Annotated in this window: 18 protein-coding genes; 8 read left to right on the top strand and 10 right to left on the bottom strand. The window is 41.1% G+C overall.

The window, feature by feature from the left end:
* The first annotated feature begins 1 nt into the window (after position 1).
* Both PQ578_RS04975 and PQ578_RS04970 read left to right on the top strand, forming a co-directional pair.
* Positions 2-190 carry a hypothetical protein gene (locus PQ578_RS04975; RefSeq protein WP_098444629.1) on the top strand — a complete coding sequence of 63 codons (189 nt, stop codon included), beginning with the start codon at positions 2-4 and terminating at the stop codon, positions 188-190.
* Positions 191-1,087: 897 nt separating this feature from the next.
* Complete coding sequence (locus tag PQ578_RS04970; RefSeq protein ID WP_098444630.1) at positions 1,088-1,384, top strand: DUF3817 domain-containing protein; 297 nt, start codon at positions 1,088-1,090, stop codon at positions 1,382-1,384.
* Positions 1,385-1,428: 44 nt separating this feature from the next.
* Here the strand turns inward: PQ578_RS04970 and menC are convergent, their stop codons facing one another.
* The 6 genes from menC to PQ578_RS04940 form a co-directional block, all read right to left on the bottom strand.
* Positions 1,429-2,529 (bottom strand): o-succinylbenzoate synthase, encoded by a 1,101-nt coding sequence (gene menC / locus PQ578_RS04965; RefSeq protein WP_273832468.1) that lies wholly within the window; start codon positions 2,527-2,529, stop codon positions 1,429-1,431.
* Entirely contained in the window at positions 2,526-3,986 is a 1,461-nt protein-coding gene (locus tag PQ578_RS04960; RefSeq protein ID WP_273832467.1) for an o-succinylbenzoate--CoA ligase, read from the bottom strand. The genes menC and PQ578_RS04960 overlap by 4 nt, the downstream gene beginning before the upstream one ends.
* Before the next feature lie 72 nt (positions 3,987-4,058).
* Complete coding sequence (gene menB / locus PQ578_RS04955; RefSeq protein ID WP_159783948.1) at positions 4,059-4,874, bottom strand: 1,4-dihydroxy-2-naphthoyl-CoA synthase; 816 nt, start codon at positions 4,872-4,874, stop codon at positions 4,059-4,061.
* A 31-nt stretch (positions 4,875-4,905) separates the two neighbouring features.
* Complete coding sequence (menH, locus tag PQ578_RS04950) at positions 4,906-5,730, bottom strand: 2-succinyl-6-hydroxy-2,4-cyclohexadiene-1-carboxylate synthase (RefSeq protein ID WP_273832466.1); 825 nt, start codon at positions 5,728-5,730, stop codon at positions 4,906-4,908.
* Positions 5,727-7,460 (bottom strand): 2-succinyl-5-enolpyruvyl-6-hydroxy-3-cyclohexene-1-carboxylic-acid synthase, encoded by a 1,734-nt coding sequence (gene menD, locus PQ578_RS04945; protein ID WP_273832465.1) that lies wholly within the window; start codon positions 7,458-7,460, stop codon positions 5,727-5,729. The genes menH and menD overlap by 4 nt, the downstream gene beginning before the upstream one ends.
* Positions 7,453-8,856, bottom strand: a complete 1,404-nt coding sequence (locus PQ578_RS04940; RefSeq protein ID WP_273832464.1) for an isochorismate synthase — start codon at positions 8,854-8,856, stop codon at positions 7,453-7,455. The genes menD and PQ578_RS04940 overlap by 8 nt, the downstream gene beginning before the upstream one ends.
* Before the next feature lie 274 nt (positions 8,857-9,130).
* Between PQ578_RS04940 and PQ578_RS04935 the strand changes: the two genes are divergently transcribed.
* The 4 genes from PQ578_RS04935 (at position 9,131) to PQ578_RS04920 (ending at position 11,562) form a co-directional block, all read left to right on the top strand.
* On the top strand, positions 9,131-9,409 hold the full coding sequence (locus tag PQ578_RS04935) for a hypothetical protein (protein WP_098444637.1): 279 nt from the start codon (positions 9,131-9,133) through the stop codon (positions 9,407-9,409).
* 244 nt (positions 9,410-9,653) lie between these two features.
* Positions 9,654-10,586: a 1,4-dihydroxy-2-naphthoate polyprenyltransferase gene (locus PQ578_RS04930; RefSeq protein WP_257147779.1), complete on the top strand. Its 933-nt coding sequence runs from the start codon at positions 9,654-9,656 to the stop codon at positions 10,584-10,586.
* A 273-nt stretch (positions 10,587-10,859) separates the two neighbouring features.
* Positions 10,860-11,240, top strand: coding sequence for a hotdog fold thioesterase (locus tag PQ578_RS04925; protein ID WP_165997334.1), 381 nt, complete (start codon positions 10,860-10,862; stop codon positions 11,238-11,240).
* A 169-nt stretch (positions 11,241-11,409) separates the two neighbouring features.
* The gene (locus PQ578_RS04920; protein WP_273832463.1) at positions 11,410-11,562 is read left to right on the top strand and encodes a hypothetical protein; all 153 of its coding nucleotides are present in this window, start codon (positions 11,410-11,412) and stop codon (positions 11,560-11,562) included.
* Between the two features lie 241 nt (positions 11,563-11,803).
* Here PQ578_RS04920 and PQ578_RS04915 read toward each other — a convergent pair whose 3' ends face one another.
* Positions 11,804-11,962, bottom strand: a complete 159-nt coding sequence (locus PQ578_RS04915; RefSeq protein ID WP_159783968.1) for a hypothetical protein — start codon at positions 11,960-11,962, stop codon at positions 11,804-11,806.
* Positions 11,963-12,036: 74 nt separating this feature from the next.
* On the opposite strand from PQ578_RS04915, the gene PQ578_RS04910 reads away from it, so the two are divergent.
* Complete coding sequence (locus PQ578_RS04910; RefSeq protein ID WP_273832462.1) at positions 12,037-12,753, top strand: thermonuclease family protein; 717 nt, start codon at positions 12,037-12,039, stop codon at positions 12,751-12,753.
* 87 nt (positions 12,754-12,840) lie between these two features.
* Positions 12,841-13,395, top strand: a complete 555-nt coding sequence (locus PQ578_RS04905) for a DUF3231 family protein (protein ID WP_273832461.1) — start codon at positions 12,841-12,843, stop codon at positions 13,393-13,395.
* Positions 13,396-13,424: 29 nt separating this feature from the next.
* On the opposite strand, the gene PQ578_RS04900 is transcribed toward PQ578_RS04905, so the two are convergent.
* The 3 genes from PQ578_RS04900 to PQ578_RS04890 form a co-directional block, all read right to left on the bottom strand.
* A complete protein-coding gene (locus PQ578_RS04900) occupies positions 13,425-15,449 on the bottom strand; it encodes an ABC transporter ATP-binding protein (protein ID WP_273832460.1) in 2,025 nt (674 codons plus the stop codon).
* Positions 15,450-17,201 (bottom strand): ABC transporter ATP-binding protein, encoded by a 1,752-nt coding sequence (locus tag PQ578_RS04895; protein WP_273832459.1) that lies wholly within the window; start codon positions 17,199-17,201, stop codon positions 15,450-15,452.
* A 351-nt stretch (positions 17,202-17,552) separates the two neighbouring features.
* Positions 17,553-18,599, bottom strand: a complete 1,047-nt coding sequence (locus tag PQ578_RS04890) for a M20/M25/M40 family metallo-hydrolase (RefSeq protein ID WP_420541506.1) — start codon at positions 18,597-18,599, stop codon at positions 17,553-17,555.
* Positions 18,600-18,666: the final 67 nt, after the last annotated feature.

Raw genomic sequence — 18,666 nt, 5'->3', positions numbered from 1 at the left:
GATGAGCAGCATTCGTTACGAAACCATTTTTCAGAAACAGCTTGGCAACGGTACGATTATCGGAATAATGGATTACCTTGAAGGCAAGCTGATCAGACTGAACTTAAATGACAAGGAGCCGGAGTACCTTAACCCGGAGTTAAAGGAATTCTTTCAACAAGAGCGTATGAAAGTGAACCTTCATCAATAATAGTTACAATAAATCAAACGGCCACCCTTGAATTATTTTGGGAGGCCGTTTTTTTGTATAGAAATGAAGGTGGATGGCATCTTAATAGCTAAGCTAACGTTTCAGCACTCCCCCTATATACTAGTCTTTTTTACCTATTCTTCACAAAAAAAGGTTTGATATAAAAAGTGAAAAGGGTATACCAATAGTAGCAAAGAACATTGCTATATTGAAGGAGGAAGTCATAATGTTAAAACAAGTTCTAGTTATTGTCGGTATTGTTGTAGTCGTTGCATTTGTTGTCAGTGCTTTATTCTAGAAGACAACATAATTAAAGCTATGGATGAACTAAATTGACTTTATCAAGGAGGAATAGCAATGGTACGTACAATTCTTATGATCATTGGCGCAGTCGCTGTTATCGCAGCAATCATTTCATTTATTTAAAATCCTACATTTTATGATTCATAAAGCAATTGAAATTTTACTATTACTTATAATTAAAGAAGTCGAGCCCACAAAGGCTCGACTTCTTTTTAAGTTATCTATTAATCATTCTTTTTCATGTTTTTTTTGGCTTCATCAACTTTGGACTTTGGAATGTATATAAAGATCGCTTTTTTATTATTATTCATATAAATCTCCTTCAGAGTTGATTTAGTTTACCCTCATTCATTCTACTCGATAATGACGTCTATAAGCAATGATCCCTTCCAAAAGAAGAGAAAACACTGCGTTAGTACTAAATGTTCTGACAATCGTGATGCCTTTTATTCAAACTTGTGACTAAAACTGTCAAGAAATCGAGATAACTTCGACTTCTATTCTTGGACGAGGATTGATATACTGATTGTAAATTGTGTGATTCTGATCAATTAAAATGGGTCACAATAGCTTATTTAAAGGAGTGAACTCCATTTGTTGAAACAACCATTAAAACTATTCAGAGGGGTCGGCTATGCGGAAGGAATTTCGTTTCTATTGCTACTAGGAATTGCGATGCCTCTTAAATACTTGATGGACATTCCGATGGCCGTCACGATTGTTGGAGCCTTACACGGCGGATTATTCGTTCTCTATCTTGCCGTCATCCTTTACGTCACCATTGTTAAACGCTGGTCTTTTATTAAGGCGACGCTAGCCGTTGTCTCTTCCGTCATTCCATTCGGACCGTTTATCTTTGATGCACGTATTGTGAAAGATTCAGAAGCGTAAATGAAAGGCAGGACCTTTAACAGGTTCTGCCTTTTTGCATGCGCTCAATAAACTTCTTTCACGACTGTCACCCGTGATAGTTCTTTTCGGTTTAACTCGTACCCAATACCATTACCTTCTGGCACGTTAATGTATCCTTCCTCTACGATCACTTCAGGATGAATGATATCCCGCTCCCAATATCGTGTAGAAGCCGAAATATCTCCTGGGATGACAAAGTTAGATAAGCTAGAAAGAGCTATATTATGCGCCCTTCCAATTCCTGATTCAAGCATACCACCGCACCAGACAGGGACACCGCGCTCATCGCATAAATCATGTATCATTTTACTAGCAGTTAACCCGCCTACGCGACCAGGCTTAATATTTATCACCTGGCAGCTATTTAAATCTAGCGCTCGGCGCGCATCATCGAAAGAAGCAATACTTTCATCCAAACAAATCGGTGTCTTTAATTCCCTTTGAAGTTTAGCATGGTCAACGATATCATCTGCCGCTAATGGTTGTTCAATCATGAGGAGATTAAAGCCATCCAACGCTTTCAATTGATCGATATCTCGAAGCGTATAGGCGGAATTAGCATCTGCCATTAAAGATAAATTTGGATAGCGTTCTCTTATTGCTTTTAGAATGGAAACATCTTGAGACGGCTTTATCTTTACCTTAATCCGCTCATATCCTTCCAAAATTCTATTGCTTATTTCTTCTAACATCGTCTCCTGATCAGAAGCACCAACCGCAACGCCTGCTTTAATTTTCTTTATAGTTCCGCCTAATGCTTTTGATAAACTAATGCCTTCTTTTTTGGCGTATAAATCCCATATCGCCCCTTCTATCGCATACTTTGCCATTGGGTTTCTTCTAATTTCTGACAACATGCCATTAACCTCAGACGGGTGTGCAATGAAACGTTTTTTTACTAGGGGTATCATGATATCCCTTAACATATGCCAGGACGTTTGGAGCGTTTCTTCAGTGTACCACGGGGTTGTAAATGCCACCCCTTCTCCAAAACCACTATTACCCTCAGCATCGTTCACCTCTACGATAATCAAATCTCGATCAGACACTGTTTCAAGACTATTACCAAAAGGCGTTTTAAGGTTCATTTTAATCTGATGGAGCGTTACCGACTCGATGATCATTCTGCTTCACTCGCTAACAAATTTCGCTGAAGTTTATTGGCTCCATTCCTTGGAAGAGCCTCAACAAAGGTAATCGACTTGGGCAATTTATACCGAGCCAGTCGATCTGAAAGGTAATCGAGTAACAGATGATCCGTTAACATTGGGTTTTTACTTACCACGAAAGCCGCGGGTACTTCTCCCCAATGTGGATCTTGGACACCTATTACGCCTGCATCATCAATATCTCTATGTTCAAGGATGGCGGCTTCAATTTCTGCCGGATACACATTTTCTCCTCCAGAAAGAATCAGGTCTTTTCTTCGATCTAATACAAAAAGAAAACCATCTTCATCAACAAAACCGATATCACCCGTATGAAGCCATCCATCTTCAAATGCCTCACTTGTCGCGCCTTCACGTTTCCAATATCCTTTCGTCACCGTGGGCCCTTTCACAAGAATTTCGCCATGCTCTCGTGGTGAAAGTTCTTTATGATTATGGCTAATCTTTACTTCTGAAGGAAAAAGAGCTTTCCCAGCAGAACCCTGTTTATCAAGCATATACTCAGGGGAAAGCGTCACAATTTGCGATGCTGTTTCCGTCATTCCAAATGTTTGGAAGACAGGAATTTGCTTTTCTTCACAAATCGTTAGGAGTGGATATGGTGCTGGGCCTCCTCCAAGCAGCATGCAGCGTAACGTAGCGGGATACTGATCGTCTCCAAGGTCATCAAGCATTTTCTTTAGCATAGCGCTTACTACCGATACAATTGTAATGTTTTCTTTTTGAATCGATTGATTAACGGCATGCGGATCGAATCGTTTTTGTATAACCATCGTAATCCCATAAATAACACTGCGTAATAATATAGAAAGACCACTCATATGAAATAGCGGTACGGCACATAACCAGCGATCATGCATTTCTAAACCTATATTAAGGCTCGAGCTAATTGCACTCCACCAGTGGTTTCCATACGTTAACATCACGCCTTTTGGTTTCCCTGTCGTACCAGAAGTGTACATGATCGTATGAAGTTGGTTTAACTCAATGGAGGTTTGTAGACCCTCCAAACAATATGCTTCTGGACGAATATCCTCCCAAATAAAAAGGTCGATAGTTAGTAAACTTTCACGAGCTTTATTCGCAAGAGATCGGTCCGTTATTACGTAAGAAAGCTCAGCATCATTTAATTGGAACGCTAACTCAGGACCTGTCAATCGATGGTTCAGCGGTACAATAATAACCCCAATATACATGAGCGCATGCAAGCAGACTGCGGACTCTAATGCGTTCTCCATAAAAAAACCAACATGCTTTCCTTTAGTAATGCCCTTTACTTTTAGAGCATTCGCCATTTCAACTGCCTGTTCTTGCAATTGCTTATAAGTTAACTGCTTATTCTTTTCAATCAGCGCCACTCGGTCAGGCGTCATGAATGCGCGTTTGTGTAACCAATTTGGCATCGTATCCATCTTTACCATCCTTTCTTTAGCCTGAAAAAACAGCTTGATGGATATCCATCAAGCTGTTTTCGTGCAATCGATTTATGGAAAACGTGGGAACTGTTTAAAGTCCGGTTTGCGCTTCTCTTTGAACGAATCGCGTCCTTCTTTCGCTTCTTCAGTTGTGTAATAAAGAAGCGTTGCATCTCCACCCATTTGTTGAAGTCCTGCAAGACCATCTGTATCAGCATTAAGTGAAGCTTTAAGGAAACGCAAAGCAGTTGGTGACTTCTCGAGCATTTCCTGCGCCCACTGAACGGTTTCAGCTTCAAGCTGTTCAAGAGGGACAACCGTGTTAACAAGACCCATATCAAGGGCTTCTTGAGCGTTATATTGGCGGCAAAGGTACCAGATCTCACGGGCTTTCTTATGCCCTACGATACGAGCAAGGTATCCAGCGCCGTATCCAGCATCAAAACTCCCTACTTTAGGACCTGTTTGTCCAAAGATTGCATTATCGGCAGCAATCGTAAGATCACATACAACGTGTAGAACATGTCCTCCGCCAATCGCATAACCAGATACCATTGCAATAACCGGTTTAGGGATTACGCGAATTAGACGTTGAAGATCTAATACGTTGAGACGAGGAATTTCATCATCGCCGACGTATCCACCATGCCCTCGAACACTTTGATCTCCGCCAGAACAAAATGCTTTGTCTCCAGCACCTGCAAGAACAATAACCCCAATATTAGAATCATCTCTCGCAAATGAAAAAGCTGTAATTAATTCATTAACCGTTCTTGGTGTAAATGCATTGCGCACCTCTGGACGGTTAATTGTAATCTTAGCAATCCCATCATACGTTTCATAAAGAATATCTTCAAATTCACGTTCAGTCTTCCATTGAATCATTTAGAAATTCTCCTTTCCTATGTACCTAAATTTACAGATTAGAATCTGCATGCTTTTTTAGAAAAGCTACTACCATTTTAACAAAGATTTCAGGTTGTTCTACATGAATTGTATGCCCTGCGTCATTTATTTGCACAAAATCAGCTTGAGGGAGTAAATTTTCCATCTTCTTTCCAATAGAAACGAACTTTTGATCATGCTCACCTACTAAAAGAAGGGCTGGAATTGACAAATCATCTAGCATTTCCCAATATGAACGCTGTGCCCCTGTCCCCATTCCAATAAGACTGTTAGCTAGTCCTCTTTCAGTATTGCTCAAACGCTGTTTTCTTATTTCCTCTTTCTTGCGTAAAGGAAGTTTTTTTTGAGTAGAGAACAAAGGAACGCTTTCCCAAAAATCTACAAAAGATGCCATGCCTTCCTGTTCAATCCGTCTAGCAAGCCGATGATCATTTTGTATTCGTTCATCTCTTTCCTCTTTTGTGATAAGTCCTGGTGAACTACTCTCGAGGATGAGTGTTTTAACACAATCAGGATATTGTACAGTAAACGATAAGGCAAAGCGACCACCCATTGAATAACCAAGTAAATGGATGCTATCAATTCGAAGAATCTGTAAGAGCTTTTTTAAATAACTTCCCATTGCTTCCATCGTATAGAGCGCAGGATCATCTGGTTTTCCACTTGCGCCATGCCCAATTAAATCTATGGCGATTACCTTATAGAAATTTGATAGTTTTTTCATCAACGGCATCCAACTTGCGCTTGACCCTGTAAAACCGTGCAATAAAAGAAGAGGTTCCCCCTCACCTTCTATTTTAACGTAAAACGGTTGTCCTTCAATTGTGTAAATCATGATTTTCGAGCCTTCGCTGTTTCGTGTGAAATCTTTGAGAATAACTTCCGATGGAGCATAAGATTTTCATCACGATTGGTCGGAACTTCAATAATGCTAAGTCCTTTATGTTTCTTGCTTTTCTCAAAAGCTAAGCTAAACTCTTCCCAATTCCCTATGCGATCAAAACTTCCCCCGTAGAGCGCTGCGGCATGCTCGTAATCAAGTCCAAGCGGTGTTCCAAACAGTTGCTCGAAATGTTTCTCCTCCTGACGCTGCGGTAAAAAGGAGAAAATCCCACCTCCATCATTGTTCACAACAACAATGGTTAAATTGATTTCATATAACTTTGCTAGAAGGAGACCGTTCATATCATGATAAAAAGAGAGATCACCGATAACCAAAACGCCGGAAGAATAATCAGTACTAGCACCAAGAGCAGTTGAAATAATCCCATCAATTCCGTTCGCCCCGCGATTTCCCATTATGGTCGGTCGAGCTCCTTCAGGTAAAAAGAAGTTTTCCAAATCGCGAATCGGCATACTATTGCCTACAAACAAAAGATCGTCCTTATCCATTAATTGACCCAATTCTCTAAAAACATATCCTTCAAAGAGTCCCTCTACCTCCAAATCCTCACGAAGCAGGTTAAGAGTGACCTCGTTTAACTCTTTCCACGCTTCTAGCCACTTGTTCTCACAATGTTCAAGCTGCTGTATAACAGGGAGAAGGCTCTTCACAAACTCTACTGGTGAAACATTTGGCATGTCAGTGCTTGAAAGAGTTGGATCTCTCCATCCATTCTCATCTATTACGAGATGGAGAGGACTTTCCACTTTATTAACAAAAAGCGTATAAGCTTTTGATACGGGCATTGCCCCAAAACGAATAATCACATCAGGAAACAGAGAGGAATCAACTTCACCTCTTAAAAAAGCATCATATCCTTCAATTAAATTAGGAGAATTCACATGTCGACACATGGACAGAGAATCAGCAAGAACAGGATACCCTAGTGCTTCTGCAAGAGCATACAATGGCTCAGCTAATTCTTCATTTTCCTGTGGACCTACAACGATAATTCCCTTCTTATTAGCCAACTTTTCGACATAACGCTTTACTGCTTTATCGTCTAAAACGCGTGCATAATCAGTAGATTGTACCCATGGCTCGTGATCATCTCTGCCGTCAGAAAAAAGACCTGAATATGAAAGATCAGGTGTTAAAGGATCTCTAAACGGAAAATTAAGATGAACAGGTCCAGCTGGTATACTCGAAGAAACAGCAACGGCTCTTGAAGCGGCTGTCCTGATGTATCGCGTCAGAGAGGAGGATGGGAGTGCCATTTCAATAAACCACTTTGCATAGTCTCCATATAGCTTAATTTGGTCAATCGCCTGTGGCGCGCCATTGTCACGAAGCTCATGAGGACGATCGGCCGTTAATACAATCAACGGAACATTTGATTGAGCAGCTTCGATGACTGCAGGATAGTAATTCGCTCCTGCTGTGCCTGATGAACAAAGAAGTGCGACCGGTTCATGATGTGACTTGGCCATACCAAGCGCAAAAAAACCAGCAGATCGCTCATCGATATGCATCCAGACTTTCATTAAAGGGTGTTCGGCCATCATCATAGCAAGCGGGGTAGACCTCGATCCTGGGCTAACCACAGCATGGTTTACGCCTGATCGCACAAGTTCATCTACAAACGAACCAGCGTAGCTTGATAATATTTCTTGATCAGTCATATTTTTTACCCCCAAGCGCAGTTAACATCGGTTTAAACTTCATTTTGGTTTCTTCGTATTCACTATCGGGATCTGAATCTCCTACAATCCCGCACCCTGCATAGAGCGTTGCTTGATCGCCATTTAATAAACCTGAGCGAATCGCAACCGCAAATTCTCCATTCCCCTGGTAATCAACCCAGCCAACAGGTCCAGCATACCAGCCGCGATCCAAGTTTTCGATACGCTTAATCTCATTAACCGCCTCTACTTGAGGATACCCACCGAGCGCTGGGGTAGGGTGTAACCGCTCAACCATCCGTAACAGACTTGTTCTTTTGCTAGCTCTCGCTACAACAGGTGTAAACAAATGTTGAATATGCGGCGTTTTTAAAATTTCAGGTGTAGAGGGTACCTGAACAAATTCACACTCTTCTTCCATAGCGGTTCGAATCATCTGAACAACTAAATCGTGTTCGATTCGATTTTTTTGATCGTAAAGCAGTTCTTGTCCAAGAGCTTCATCTTGTTCTTCCGATACCCCTCGCTGAATCGAGCCAGCAAGACACGTTGAATAAACCTGTTGCCCCTCCCTTTTCACTAACCGTTCAGGTGAGGCACCAAGAAAACATTTCCCCCCGTATTCGAACGCAAATACGTAGCTATCGCTCTGCTGTTCTTTTAGATTTGATAGCGTTCGTGTAGAAGAGAAAGATTGAGTAGATTTGAGCTTGATTTCTCTAGCAAGAACAACTTTATCCAACTGCCCTTCTCGTATATTTTCGGCTGCACTTCTGACTGTTTCTTTCCATTGATCAGGGTTGATTTCTTCTATAGAAAAAGCTTCAACATCCGATGAGTATACAGTCGTTATTTTATTTAAGAGGTTGGCATGTTGCCTTAGGAGTGCTTCGGAAAGTTTCTCTGGATCATCTTCTACACTCACGACAGCATTAATTGTTAACCATGCCTGATCAAGAGCGGAAGTTAGCATAATTTCCGGAAGTACCATACCGCCTTCAGGAAATGAACCCCATTCACCGCTTTCTGGCGCAGAAGGGTCAAAAGAAAAGCCACCGAGCAACACAGGTCCGACTCCTGGACGAGATGGCGCCCCCTCTATAATGGCTTCTTCAAGAAAACGCTGCCACTCTTCTTCTATTGTACGAAACCGATCGGAATTGGCTTGAAATTGATTCATCCGTCCAAGCCCTACAATTGTCGTATCATTCTCTGGGTCAGACCAAAATGTTCGATCATTTTTATAAGTAGACGAACCTGCTGCATAAAAGGAGAGGGGATCGACAGCAGCTACTGATAGCACCTGACTAACAAGTACAGACGTTCCCCGCTTTTCTGCCTTACTAACACCTTGATGAAGCAGGCTAAATAATTCTTGATGTTGTAATGTAGACACCGTCTTCTCCCCCCAACTTTCTGTCCATGCAAAAGCAGACCGAGTTAGCCTCGGCCACAGTTACTTAAAGGATACACCTGTGTAGCTAAGACTGTCAACGAAGCTGTTTTACCGTTTTTATCGCCTTCTTATGTATAGATTCCCTATCTCCTCAAAAAAAACCATTTTAATGCTCCGCAGATGCCCTTAGCAAAATAATAGATGAGCATACACTGATAAATGTAGACGACGGTGAACCGTTGTTTATACACTAAATGATAAGGGAGTGTCTCACATGTCCAGACACTATTATCATGGTGTTTGTCGTCAGCATATTGGACAATGTGTTGAAATCAAATGTCATGACGGTCAATTGCATAGAGGTCATATTGAAGATGTTGATGATGAGTTCGTCTACATTCGCCCTTTAAATCGCAATTGTGATGGACCACAACATCCCGAGGGACCAGGAATGTTTTTCTTCGGCGCTTTTGCAGGGGGCTTTCTTGGAGGACTATTAGGCGTAGGTTTGGGAAGTATCGCGTTTTTTAGGCCATATCCGTACTATTACTAATCACACAAATGCGATCACTAAAAGGTGATCGTTTTTGTTTTCACTACTCTTTCTCTCTTCTTGAAAGAAATTAGGGGATGTGATGCGAAAGCATGTAATTCGCCTTTTTTCTATTGACAGAGACTTCTTGATATTGACAAAAGGATTGACACCCTTTATCCGTTTTTTTAAACTATAATGGTTACAAGGGGATTTTTAAGAAGTTTACTATTTAAGGGAGAGACACTATTCTATGGAAGAGCGTATGAACAACAGCAAAGATAAGCTGAACAAAGTGACGCCTTCAAAACCAACATGGCAGGTGTGGTGGCGACTATTAAGACCCCACACATTAACAGCTTCCTTCGTCCCGGTTTTTCTGGGCACAATGCTTGCCCTTCAAAGTCATACATTACATTTTGGATTGTTTATGGCGATGATGATCGCTTCTATCCTTATTCAATCAGCAACAAATATGTTTAATGAATACTATGATTTCAAAAGGGGTCTTGATCACGCTGGTAGCGTAGGAATTGGTGGCGCCATCGTAAGAGATGGAGTTAGTGCAAGAACAGTATTGAATCTTGCTTTTATTTTCTTTGGAATTGCCATTCTGTTAGGCGTTTACATCTGTATCCTGACGACATGGTGGATTGCGGTCATTGGTTCAATCTGTATGGCTGCAGGGTATTTCTATACTGGTGGCCCTCACCCAATTGCCTATACACCATTTGGCGAAATTGCCGCTGGCGTCTTTATGGGACTCATTCTTGTCTTACTTTCTTTTTTCATTCAAACGGGCGTTATTACATTTGAAAGCATTCTCGTTTCGATCCCGATTTCCATTCTAGTTGGCGGTATCCTTATGGCAAACAATATCCGCGACCTAGAAGGCGACAAAGAAAAAGGACGAAAAACACTCGCAATACTTCTTGGACACGATAAAGCTGTGGCCCTTTTAGAGTGGATGTTTATCGTTTCTTATCTTTGGGTGGTCGCACTCATCATTACAATTGATTTATCACTTTGGTTGCTGTTAATTATTCTAAGCATCCCTAAAGCATTTAAAGCCATTCGCTTGTTTGAAGGGAAAACGCAGGCGGCTCAAATGATGCCCGCTATGCAAGCAACGGCTCAAATGCATACTCAGTTTGGACTGCTCATGGCTATTGGTTTATTGCTCGCGTATTTTATTTAATCTAGAGTCAGAGACGAATATAGTCTCTGGCTTTTTTACGTCGCTTTAGAGAGGAAAGCACTTTTTTTAAATTTAATTAGTGGAATTAATTAAATTTTCGCGGAAATATAGCAAAAAGCAAACTTAGAAGGTAAGGAACAAGCTTTTGCTCTGCTAACTTTCTCTTTTTATAGCCAATTGCTCGTGTATACTGTAAATAAGTACATAGAAAAAGCGGAAGCGTCCGATTAACCTTCGAGAGGTTAGACGCTGCAGCTGAATTGGAGGAATAAGATGGAATTCGCAAACACAATGCTAGAGGCACTCGGAATCAAAGCTATTACATTAACACCTGAAAAAGTCGTTCTTGAAATGCCAGTTGGACCGAGCACTCATCAGCCACTCGGCTTTCTTCACGGAGGTGCATCCGTTGCACTTGCAGAATCAGCCGCAAGCATAGGTGGCACGCTTAACCTTAACTCAGAAAACGAAGCCACATTCGGAATGGAAATCAATGCTAATCATCTACGTAGCAAAAAAGACGGCGTAGTCCGAGCCATCGCTGAGCCGATCCACATCGGACGAAGAACAATGGTCTGGGAAATCAACATCGTCGACGAACAAGAAGAACTAATCTGCATATCCCGCTGCACCCTAGCCGTTAAAAGGTATTAAGAAAAGCGGAGCGGGCCAGCCTAAATCCGCAGGAAGTTGGAGCCCCATCGAATGAGATGCTTTTTGTCTCCTTCGATTGGGCGAAACAGCCGGAGGATTTGGCCCGCGTAGCTAGACATGAAAAGCGGAAGCGCCCGTCTAGCCTCGACAAGCGCTGGAGCCCTTCAATATGAACACGGTCTTTGTGTTCGGATTGAAGGGTGAAGCGATCGAGAGGCTGGGCGCTGCAGCTAGACACGAAAAGCGGAGACGAGCGCTTAGAAACGGAGATATTGGAACTCTTGAACTAGAACACGCTTTTTGTGTTCTGGTGAAAGAGTGAAATATCGTAGTTTCTGCGAGTCGAAGCTGGACACGAAAAGCGGAGACGAGCGCTTAGAAACGGAGATATTGGAGCTCTTGAACTAGAACACGCTTTCTGTGTTCTGGTGAAAGAGTGAAATATCGTAGTTTCTGCGAGTCGAAGCTGGACACGAAAAGCGGAAGTGAACGAGTGTCTGCCCACTTGCAGTTCAACCTCACTACACTCATTTAAACGATAGAACCTAAAAAGAATCCCGTCACTATTGACGGGATTTCTGTTCTATTTTTCGTTCACCAATTTCTCGATAATCTTCATGATACGTGTCTGAAATCGCATAATGACATTCATCGCACACCATCCTTCTTCTTTCCCACGGGAAGAGCAATTCTTTCTCACAGTAAATACATCCGTGATTCAATTGGATCACCCCCCTTTTAGATTATGACGAATCAGTATGTCTAAGACCTAAAAACCAGGAAAGGAGAACTTAACTTGACACATAAACTAGTGCCTTATCTTTTAATATTACTCTTTTTATCTGCCTGTTCTTTCAGCACTTCCAATAACGAAATTCCTGAAAACACAATTCCAGCAACAGTGGATCGGGTCGTAGACGGTGACACTCTGAAAGTAACACTTGAAGATCGAGAAGAAACAATCAGACTTCTACTTGTCGATACACCTGAAACGAAGCATCCTAGTAAACCTGTCCAACCATTTGGACCTGAAGCGTCAGATTTTGCGAAGGACCGGCTTGAAGGAGAGAAGGTTGGAATCGAGATCGATGTTTCAGAACGTGATAAGTACGGCAGACTTCTTGCATACGTCTGGATCGGTGATCAAATGTTCAACGAAATGCTTCTTGAAGAAGGGCTCGCGAGGGTAGCATACATTTATCAGCCTAACGTAAAATATGTTGACCAATTTCAAAAAATACAACGACAAGCTCAAGAAGAAGGGAAAGGGATTTGGAGCATAGAAGACTATGTTCAAGAAGAAGGGTTTGACGAAGAAGCAGAAACAAATGATTCTCCTACTGAAGAAAAATCCACTTCTGAAGAGTGCCAAATAAAAGGAAATATAAATTCAAAAGGCGATAAAATTTATCATGTTCCAGAAGGATCCTACTACGAAATGACCAAAGCAGAAGAAATGTTTTGTACGAAAAACGAAGCAGAGGAAGCTGGTTTCCGTCCATCTTCCAGGTAATCGTCTTGCATTACGCCTTCTCTCTAGACAAACACACATAATTTGTTACCTTCTGTACCATCATAGGCTAGAGGAGGTAGCGAAACGATGAAAACAATTTTAAAATCAATGCTTGGCATTCTCCAATCTCACACTGATGGTGAGCCTAAATCCCCGTTACATGTCGGTGAAGTGATGAACTGTTGGACAGCTTTTGCGATTTTTAAAGAAGCTCAAGTTTTTTATCGAATGGCATTAAATACAACCGATGACGAACAACTCAAGAAAAAAACACAGGAGATTTTTGATGCATCTGTTAAGGACCAAAATAAATTAAAACAATTTTTAATAAAAGAAGGCGTTCCTCTCCCACCAACATCACAAGCAAAGCCTGATTCATCCTCAGAAACGATCCCTATGGGGGTAAAGCTAACGGACGATGAAATTGCTAACGGGATTTCACTGAAGCTTGCCTCAGTGAATGTCCTCTGTGCAACGACCATTTCTCAGTCCATTCGAACCGATGTTGGATTAATGTTTCTTGAGTTTCAAACCCACATTCTACTGTTTGCTGCGGATTTTAAAACGTTAATGGAAAAGAGAGGATGGCTAAAATCTCCGCCACCTTATCTTCCACCTGGCGCTCCAACTCAAAAGCCGTAGCTGAAGAAGCTACGGCTTTTATCTTATTTCTACACGGCTTGCTCAATCTTTTTCCCTTGTTGAAGCTGATACATTTGAAAGTACCTTCCTTTTTTCTGCATCAATTGATCATGATCGCCTCGCTCAACGATTTCTCCCTGATGAAGAACAAGAATTTGATCTGCCTCTCTTATCGTTGAAAGTCTGTGGGCAATGATAAATGTGGTACGCCCCTTTTTCAAAATATCGAGAGCGTTTTGAATAATCATTTCCGTCTCAGTATCAACATTTGAAGTCGCTTCATCAAGTATAAGGACAGCAGGATCAAACGCTAACGCTCTTGCAAATGAGATAAGCTGTCTTTGCCCGGAAGAAAGCGTGCTTCCTTTTTCTATAACTGGCTCATCATAACCGTTTGGAAGCGAACGGAGCAGCTGATCTGCTCCAACATCGTTTAAAGCTTTCTCTACTTTTTCTCTTGAAATAGAGGGGTCGTCAAGACTAACATTTGATGCAATCGTGCCTGTGAAAAGAAATGGATCCTGAAGCACAATTGCCATATGCTGTCTCAGTTCTTGCTTTTTAATATCCTGAATGTTTTTCCCATCAATGGCTATTGTTCCTTTTTGATTATCATAAAATCGAAATAACAAATTCATAATGGAGCTTTTTCCTGAGCCCGTGTGTCCAACGAGCGCAATGGTTTGACCCTTTTTCGCTTCAAAAGAAAGATTCTTTAACACATATTCATCTTCTTTATAAGCAAAGGAAACATGATCGAAAGAAACATTCCCATCATATCGCGGGAAAATTCCATCCGCTACATCTTCTCCTTCTTCATCAAGAAGCTCAAAAACGCGGTCTGCAGCAACCAATGCCTGCTCTAGATTGGCAAGTTGATTAACCATGTTTGTAACGGGTTGAAACAATCGATTTAAATAGTCGACGAAAGCATAGAGAACGCCAAGACTTATCACGGCACTTGATGTAAGAGAAGCTCCTCCGAAATACCAAATCAATGCTACAAATGAGATATTCCTTAAAATGTTAACCAGGTTATGAGACATTAAAGAATTTAAATGTAAAAGCTTGTTTTGATACGTAAAGTGGCTATCATTTAATTCTTCAAATTCTCGTTCTGTCATTTGCTGGCGTTTAAAAGCTCTTATGATTGACATCCCTTGAATGGACTCGTTAATCATAGCATTAATGTCACTCACTCTTGCCCGGATCACTTTATTAAATTTGGAAGCATATTTGCGATAAACAATGATCCAAACAAACAGGAGGGGAACAATCGTTAATGTAATAAACGCAAGCTTTACATCCAATAAGAACAAGGCAACAAAGATCCCTGTCATATAAAAGATGCTTGTGAAAAAAGTTGCGAGTACGGTTACATAAAGCTCACGTATCGCCTCTGTATCATTTGTAATTCTTGCCACTACTTTTCCAGCTGGCAAATTATCGAAGTAGTTGATGTGCAAACGCTGAATTTGCGCATAGACATCTGTTCTCATCTTTTGAATGATTCTGTTAGCTGAAGTTTGCAAAAGAAGTCCCTGCCCATATTCAAAAAATGAAGCGAAGACGAGAAGTCCGAAGTATAATGCAATGAGCCAGATCATCGGTTCAATCTGAGGTTGATAAAAGGCGAGCAGCTCTTCGTTGCTTATTTCTGATGCTCCGTAGGACTGTCGTTGCCCATCCTTTTCGATAGTGAGCGTATTTTCATTAATTGATCTTTCACCGTCGAAAGCGATCGGTTCGTCAATGAAGTAATAATCACGCCCGATTTGAAGAATTCTTGCCTCTTCTCCTTTTGTTTCATTATTTTCAAAATGATCGCTTCGCTTATACCATTCACCATCATATTGAACAGCGTCTTCCCCCTGACCTGATTCATACCATGGATACTCAATTCCAAGAATATGAACGTCGATCATCCGTTTAGCTATGAAAGGACCAGATAGTTCCGCTGTCACGGCAACTGTTAAAAGTAGAAGTGCAATTAAAATATTTTTCTTAAATCCGAGTGCATACTTTACTAAACGCTTTCCTACATGTCGATTCATTTACAGCACCTCCTTTAGTGAATCTTCAAGTTGCTGTCTGTCATATTGCTCTCTGTACCATCCTTGTTGAGTAAGAAGCTCCTCATGTGTACCTTCTTCAATCACTTTGCCATCTTCTAGAACAAGAATACGATCAGCATGCTTTACACCTGAAAGCCGATGTGTGGCAATAAGCGTCGTTTTACCAGCACGTTCACTTCTTATATTCGCAAGAATTTGTGCCTCTGTTTTCCCATCCACTGCTGACATCGCATCATCAAGAATAAGAATTTCCGGATCAATCATGAGAGCTCTAGCAATCGAAACCCGCTGCTTTTGCCCACCAGATAGTGCTACCCCCTTTTCTCCTACAAGTGTTTCAAGCCCTTGAGGAAGAAGATTGACATCTTTCTTAAAATCAGATAAACGGAGGACTTGATCGACATCTTGGTCAGTTCCATCTTTCTTACCAAAAAGCAGGTTTTCTCGCACTGATCGAGAGAATAGCATTTGATCTTGCGGAACATACCCAATCCAGCTTTGAAGCGTTCCAAGCGAAAACTCTTCGATCGGTACATCAGAGATTCTTATTTTCCCTTCGCCTACTGGGTATTCTCTCAACAATTGCTTTAGCAAAGTGGTTTTTCCGCTACCAGTTCGCCCAACGATACCGAGCGTTTGACCTTTTTCAAGTGTAAATGAAACATCATTTAAATTTGTAACTGAAGAGGTTGGATACGCAAACTGAACATGTTCAAAGCAAATCGTACCAGGAGACTCGTGATGTTTCGGAGCATGATGTTCCTTCACATCTTCTTCGTGAGATAACGTATCCAATACCCGATTTAGTGAGGCACTTCCACGCTGCATGACATTAATTAGCTCACCAACCGCAATCATCGGCCAAATCAACATACCTAGATACACGTTAAATGACACGAGTTCGCCTAGTGTAAGTACATTGTGAAAAACAAGATAAGCCCCATATCCTAAACCAATTAAATAACTCATCCCTACGAGAACTTTAATCGTTGGTTCAAAAAGGACATCTATCTTTGCTACATCAATGTTCTTTCTGTAAACATCTTCTGTTAAGTTTTTGAATTTTTGCTGATCCGCTCTCTCCTGTACATAAGCACGCGTAACGCGAACGCCTGCAATCGATTCAAGTACTTGATCATTCATATGACCGAAAGAATCCTGCGCAGCGGTAAAGCGCTTATGAATAACCTTTCCATAACGGTTCATGGCAAGAGCCATTAATGGAAGAGGCAGAATAGCCGCAAGAGTTAGTTTCCAGCTAATCAAAACACCCATCGTAACCAATATAAGAAACATAAAGATCGTTGAATCAACCAAAGTTAATATACCGAAACCCGCTGTAAGCGACACAGCTTTTAAGTCGTTTGTTGCTCTTGCCATCAAGTCCCCAGTTCGATTTTTCTCGTAAAAAGACGGCGTCATTTTCAGAAGATGTTTCATGAATCTAGACCGAAGCATCCTCTCAACTAGAAATGCACCACCAAATAGTTGATACATCCATACATATGTGACGAGATAAACGACAATCAATAACGCACCATAAAAAAATAGATAATTCCGCAAGCTATCCCAGGTTAAACTTCCTACATTGATCTCATCAATTGCCATCCCAATTAGCTTCGGCGGAATAACTTCAAGGATCCCACCTAATATCAATAACCCAATTGCAATACTATAACGCTTCCAATGCTGCTTAAAAAACCAGCTTAGCTTCTTTAAAATCGAAAACATTCTTTTCCCCCCCAATCTTTTCCCTAACATGGTCTTCCTTAGTAAATTCCAATCATCACTCCCACCCCCTACTACTTCATTCTTTGTCATCATATTTGAGGATCAAAAAAGACATAGCCGTATGCGGCTATGTCTCATCCAATCATTGGACATAAAAAAGGGCACACGTCTAAGACGCGTGCCGATTCCTTTTTGTGACAAAGGGGTTACTTCCCTGGCAAAGTGCGTCTATGAGTACATGAAATTGGTTGGATTATACCTGTTAAAACATGTCTCATCACACACACTCTCCTTTACCGTTATTTTTCACTTTGTCATCGTAGCATAATTGTCACAATTTTGTCAATATTATTATTTACTTAATGGATTTACACTTTCTTCACCAGTTAATTCTGCAATCATTTCAACTAACAAATCAATTTCTTCCTGCATGTCTTTTAGACTAACCGTTTCAACTGGCGCATGCATATAGCGAAGCGGCAAAGATACGAGCGAGATCGGCACGCCATATCCTGTTAAGCGTAGCTTATCAGCATCGGTTCCTGTCATTCTTGGTGTTAATTCATATTGAAGATTAAGATCAAGCTTTTTTGCAGCCTTTTCGAGTAGTTGATTAATTTTAATATTAATTGGAGCACCTTTCGCAAGAACAGGGCCGTCCCCGAGATTAACCTCCGTGTGTTTTCTTGCATCAATGCCAGGATAATCAGAAGAAAATGTCACATCACAGGCAATGGCCATCGTTGGCTGAATTCCTGCACCAGCAAAGTATGCTCCGCCCATATTTGTTTCTTCGTTCACTGTACTAACTGCATATACACCTACTTTAGGATTTCGCTTAGCGAGTTTTCGTAGAACCTCTGCGACAATAAACGAGCCAGTGCGATTATCTAGACCTCTACCACTGATTCTGTCATTCAATAAGTGCTCAACTTCGCGTTTATAGACAGCTAGATCCCCTATCTGAACATACTTTTCAATCTCTTCTTTTGAAGTTGCACCACAGTCTATGTAAAGATCTTCGAAATTGAATTCTTTTGCTCCGCCATGATGTTCAGCATTCACGCCAAATACTCCAGTTAAAGTTCCATGCGTGCCAAGAATCGTTACTTTCATACCGATAGCAGGTTTATGACTAATACCGCCTAACTTTTCCACACGTATGAAGCCATCTTGATCAATTTTCTTTACCATAAATCCAATTTCATCACAATGGCCAGCAAGAAGAACTTTATATTCTGCATTGGGATTAAGAACGCCAATTGCGTTTCCTGCATTGTCTGTTTTCATTTCGTCAGCAAATTCCTTCACATACTCCATCCATTTATGCTGAATCTCCATTTCAGCTCCTGACGGTGAAGCAGTTGATAACAATTCAAATAAAAATTCCTGATTCATACGAAGCACCTCCGATTAATTAATTAGTTCCTTTTTCATTGTATCTTACAGCTAGTCTTCATTCTAG

It is taken from the genome of Guptibacillus sedimenti, assembly GCF_028610665.1.
Classification (GTDB): domain Bacteria; phylum Bacillota; class Bacilli; order Bacillales; family Guptibacillaceae; genus Guptibacillus; species Guptibacillus sedimenti.
The sequence above is the reverse complement of the archived record's forward strand: the minus strand, read 5'-3'. Positions and strand labels throughout refer to the sequence as shown.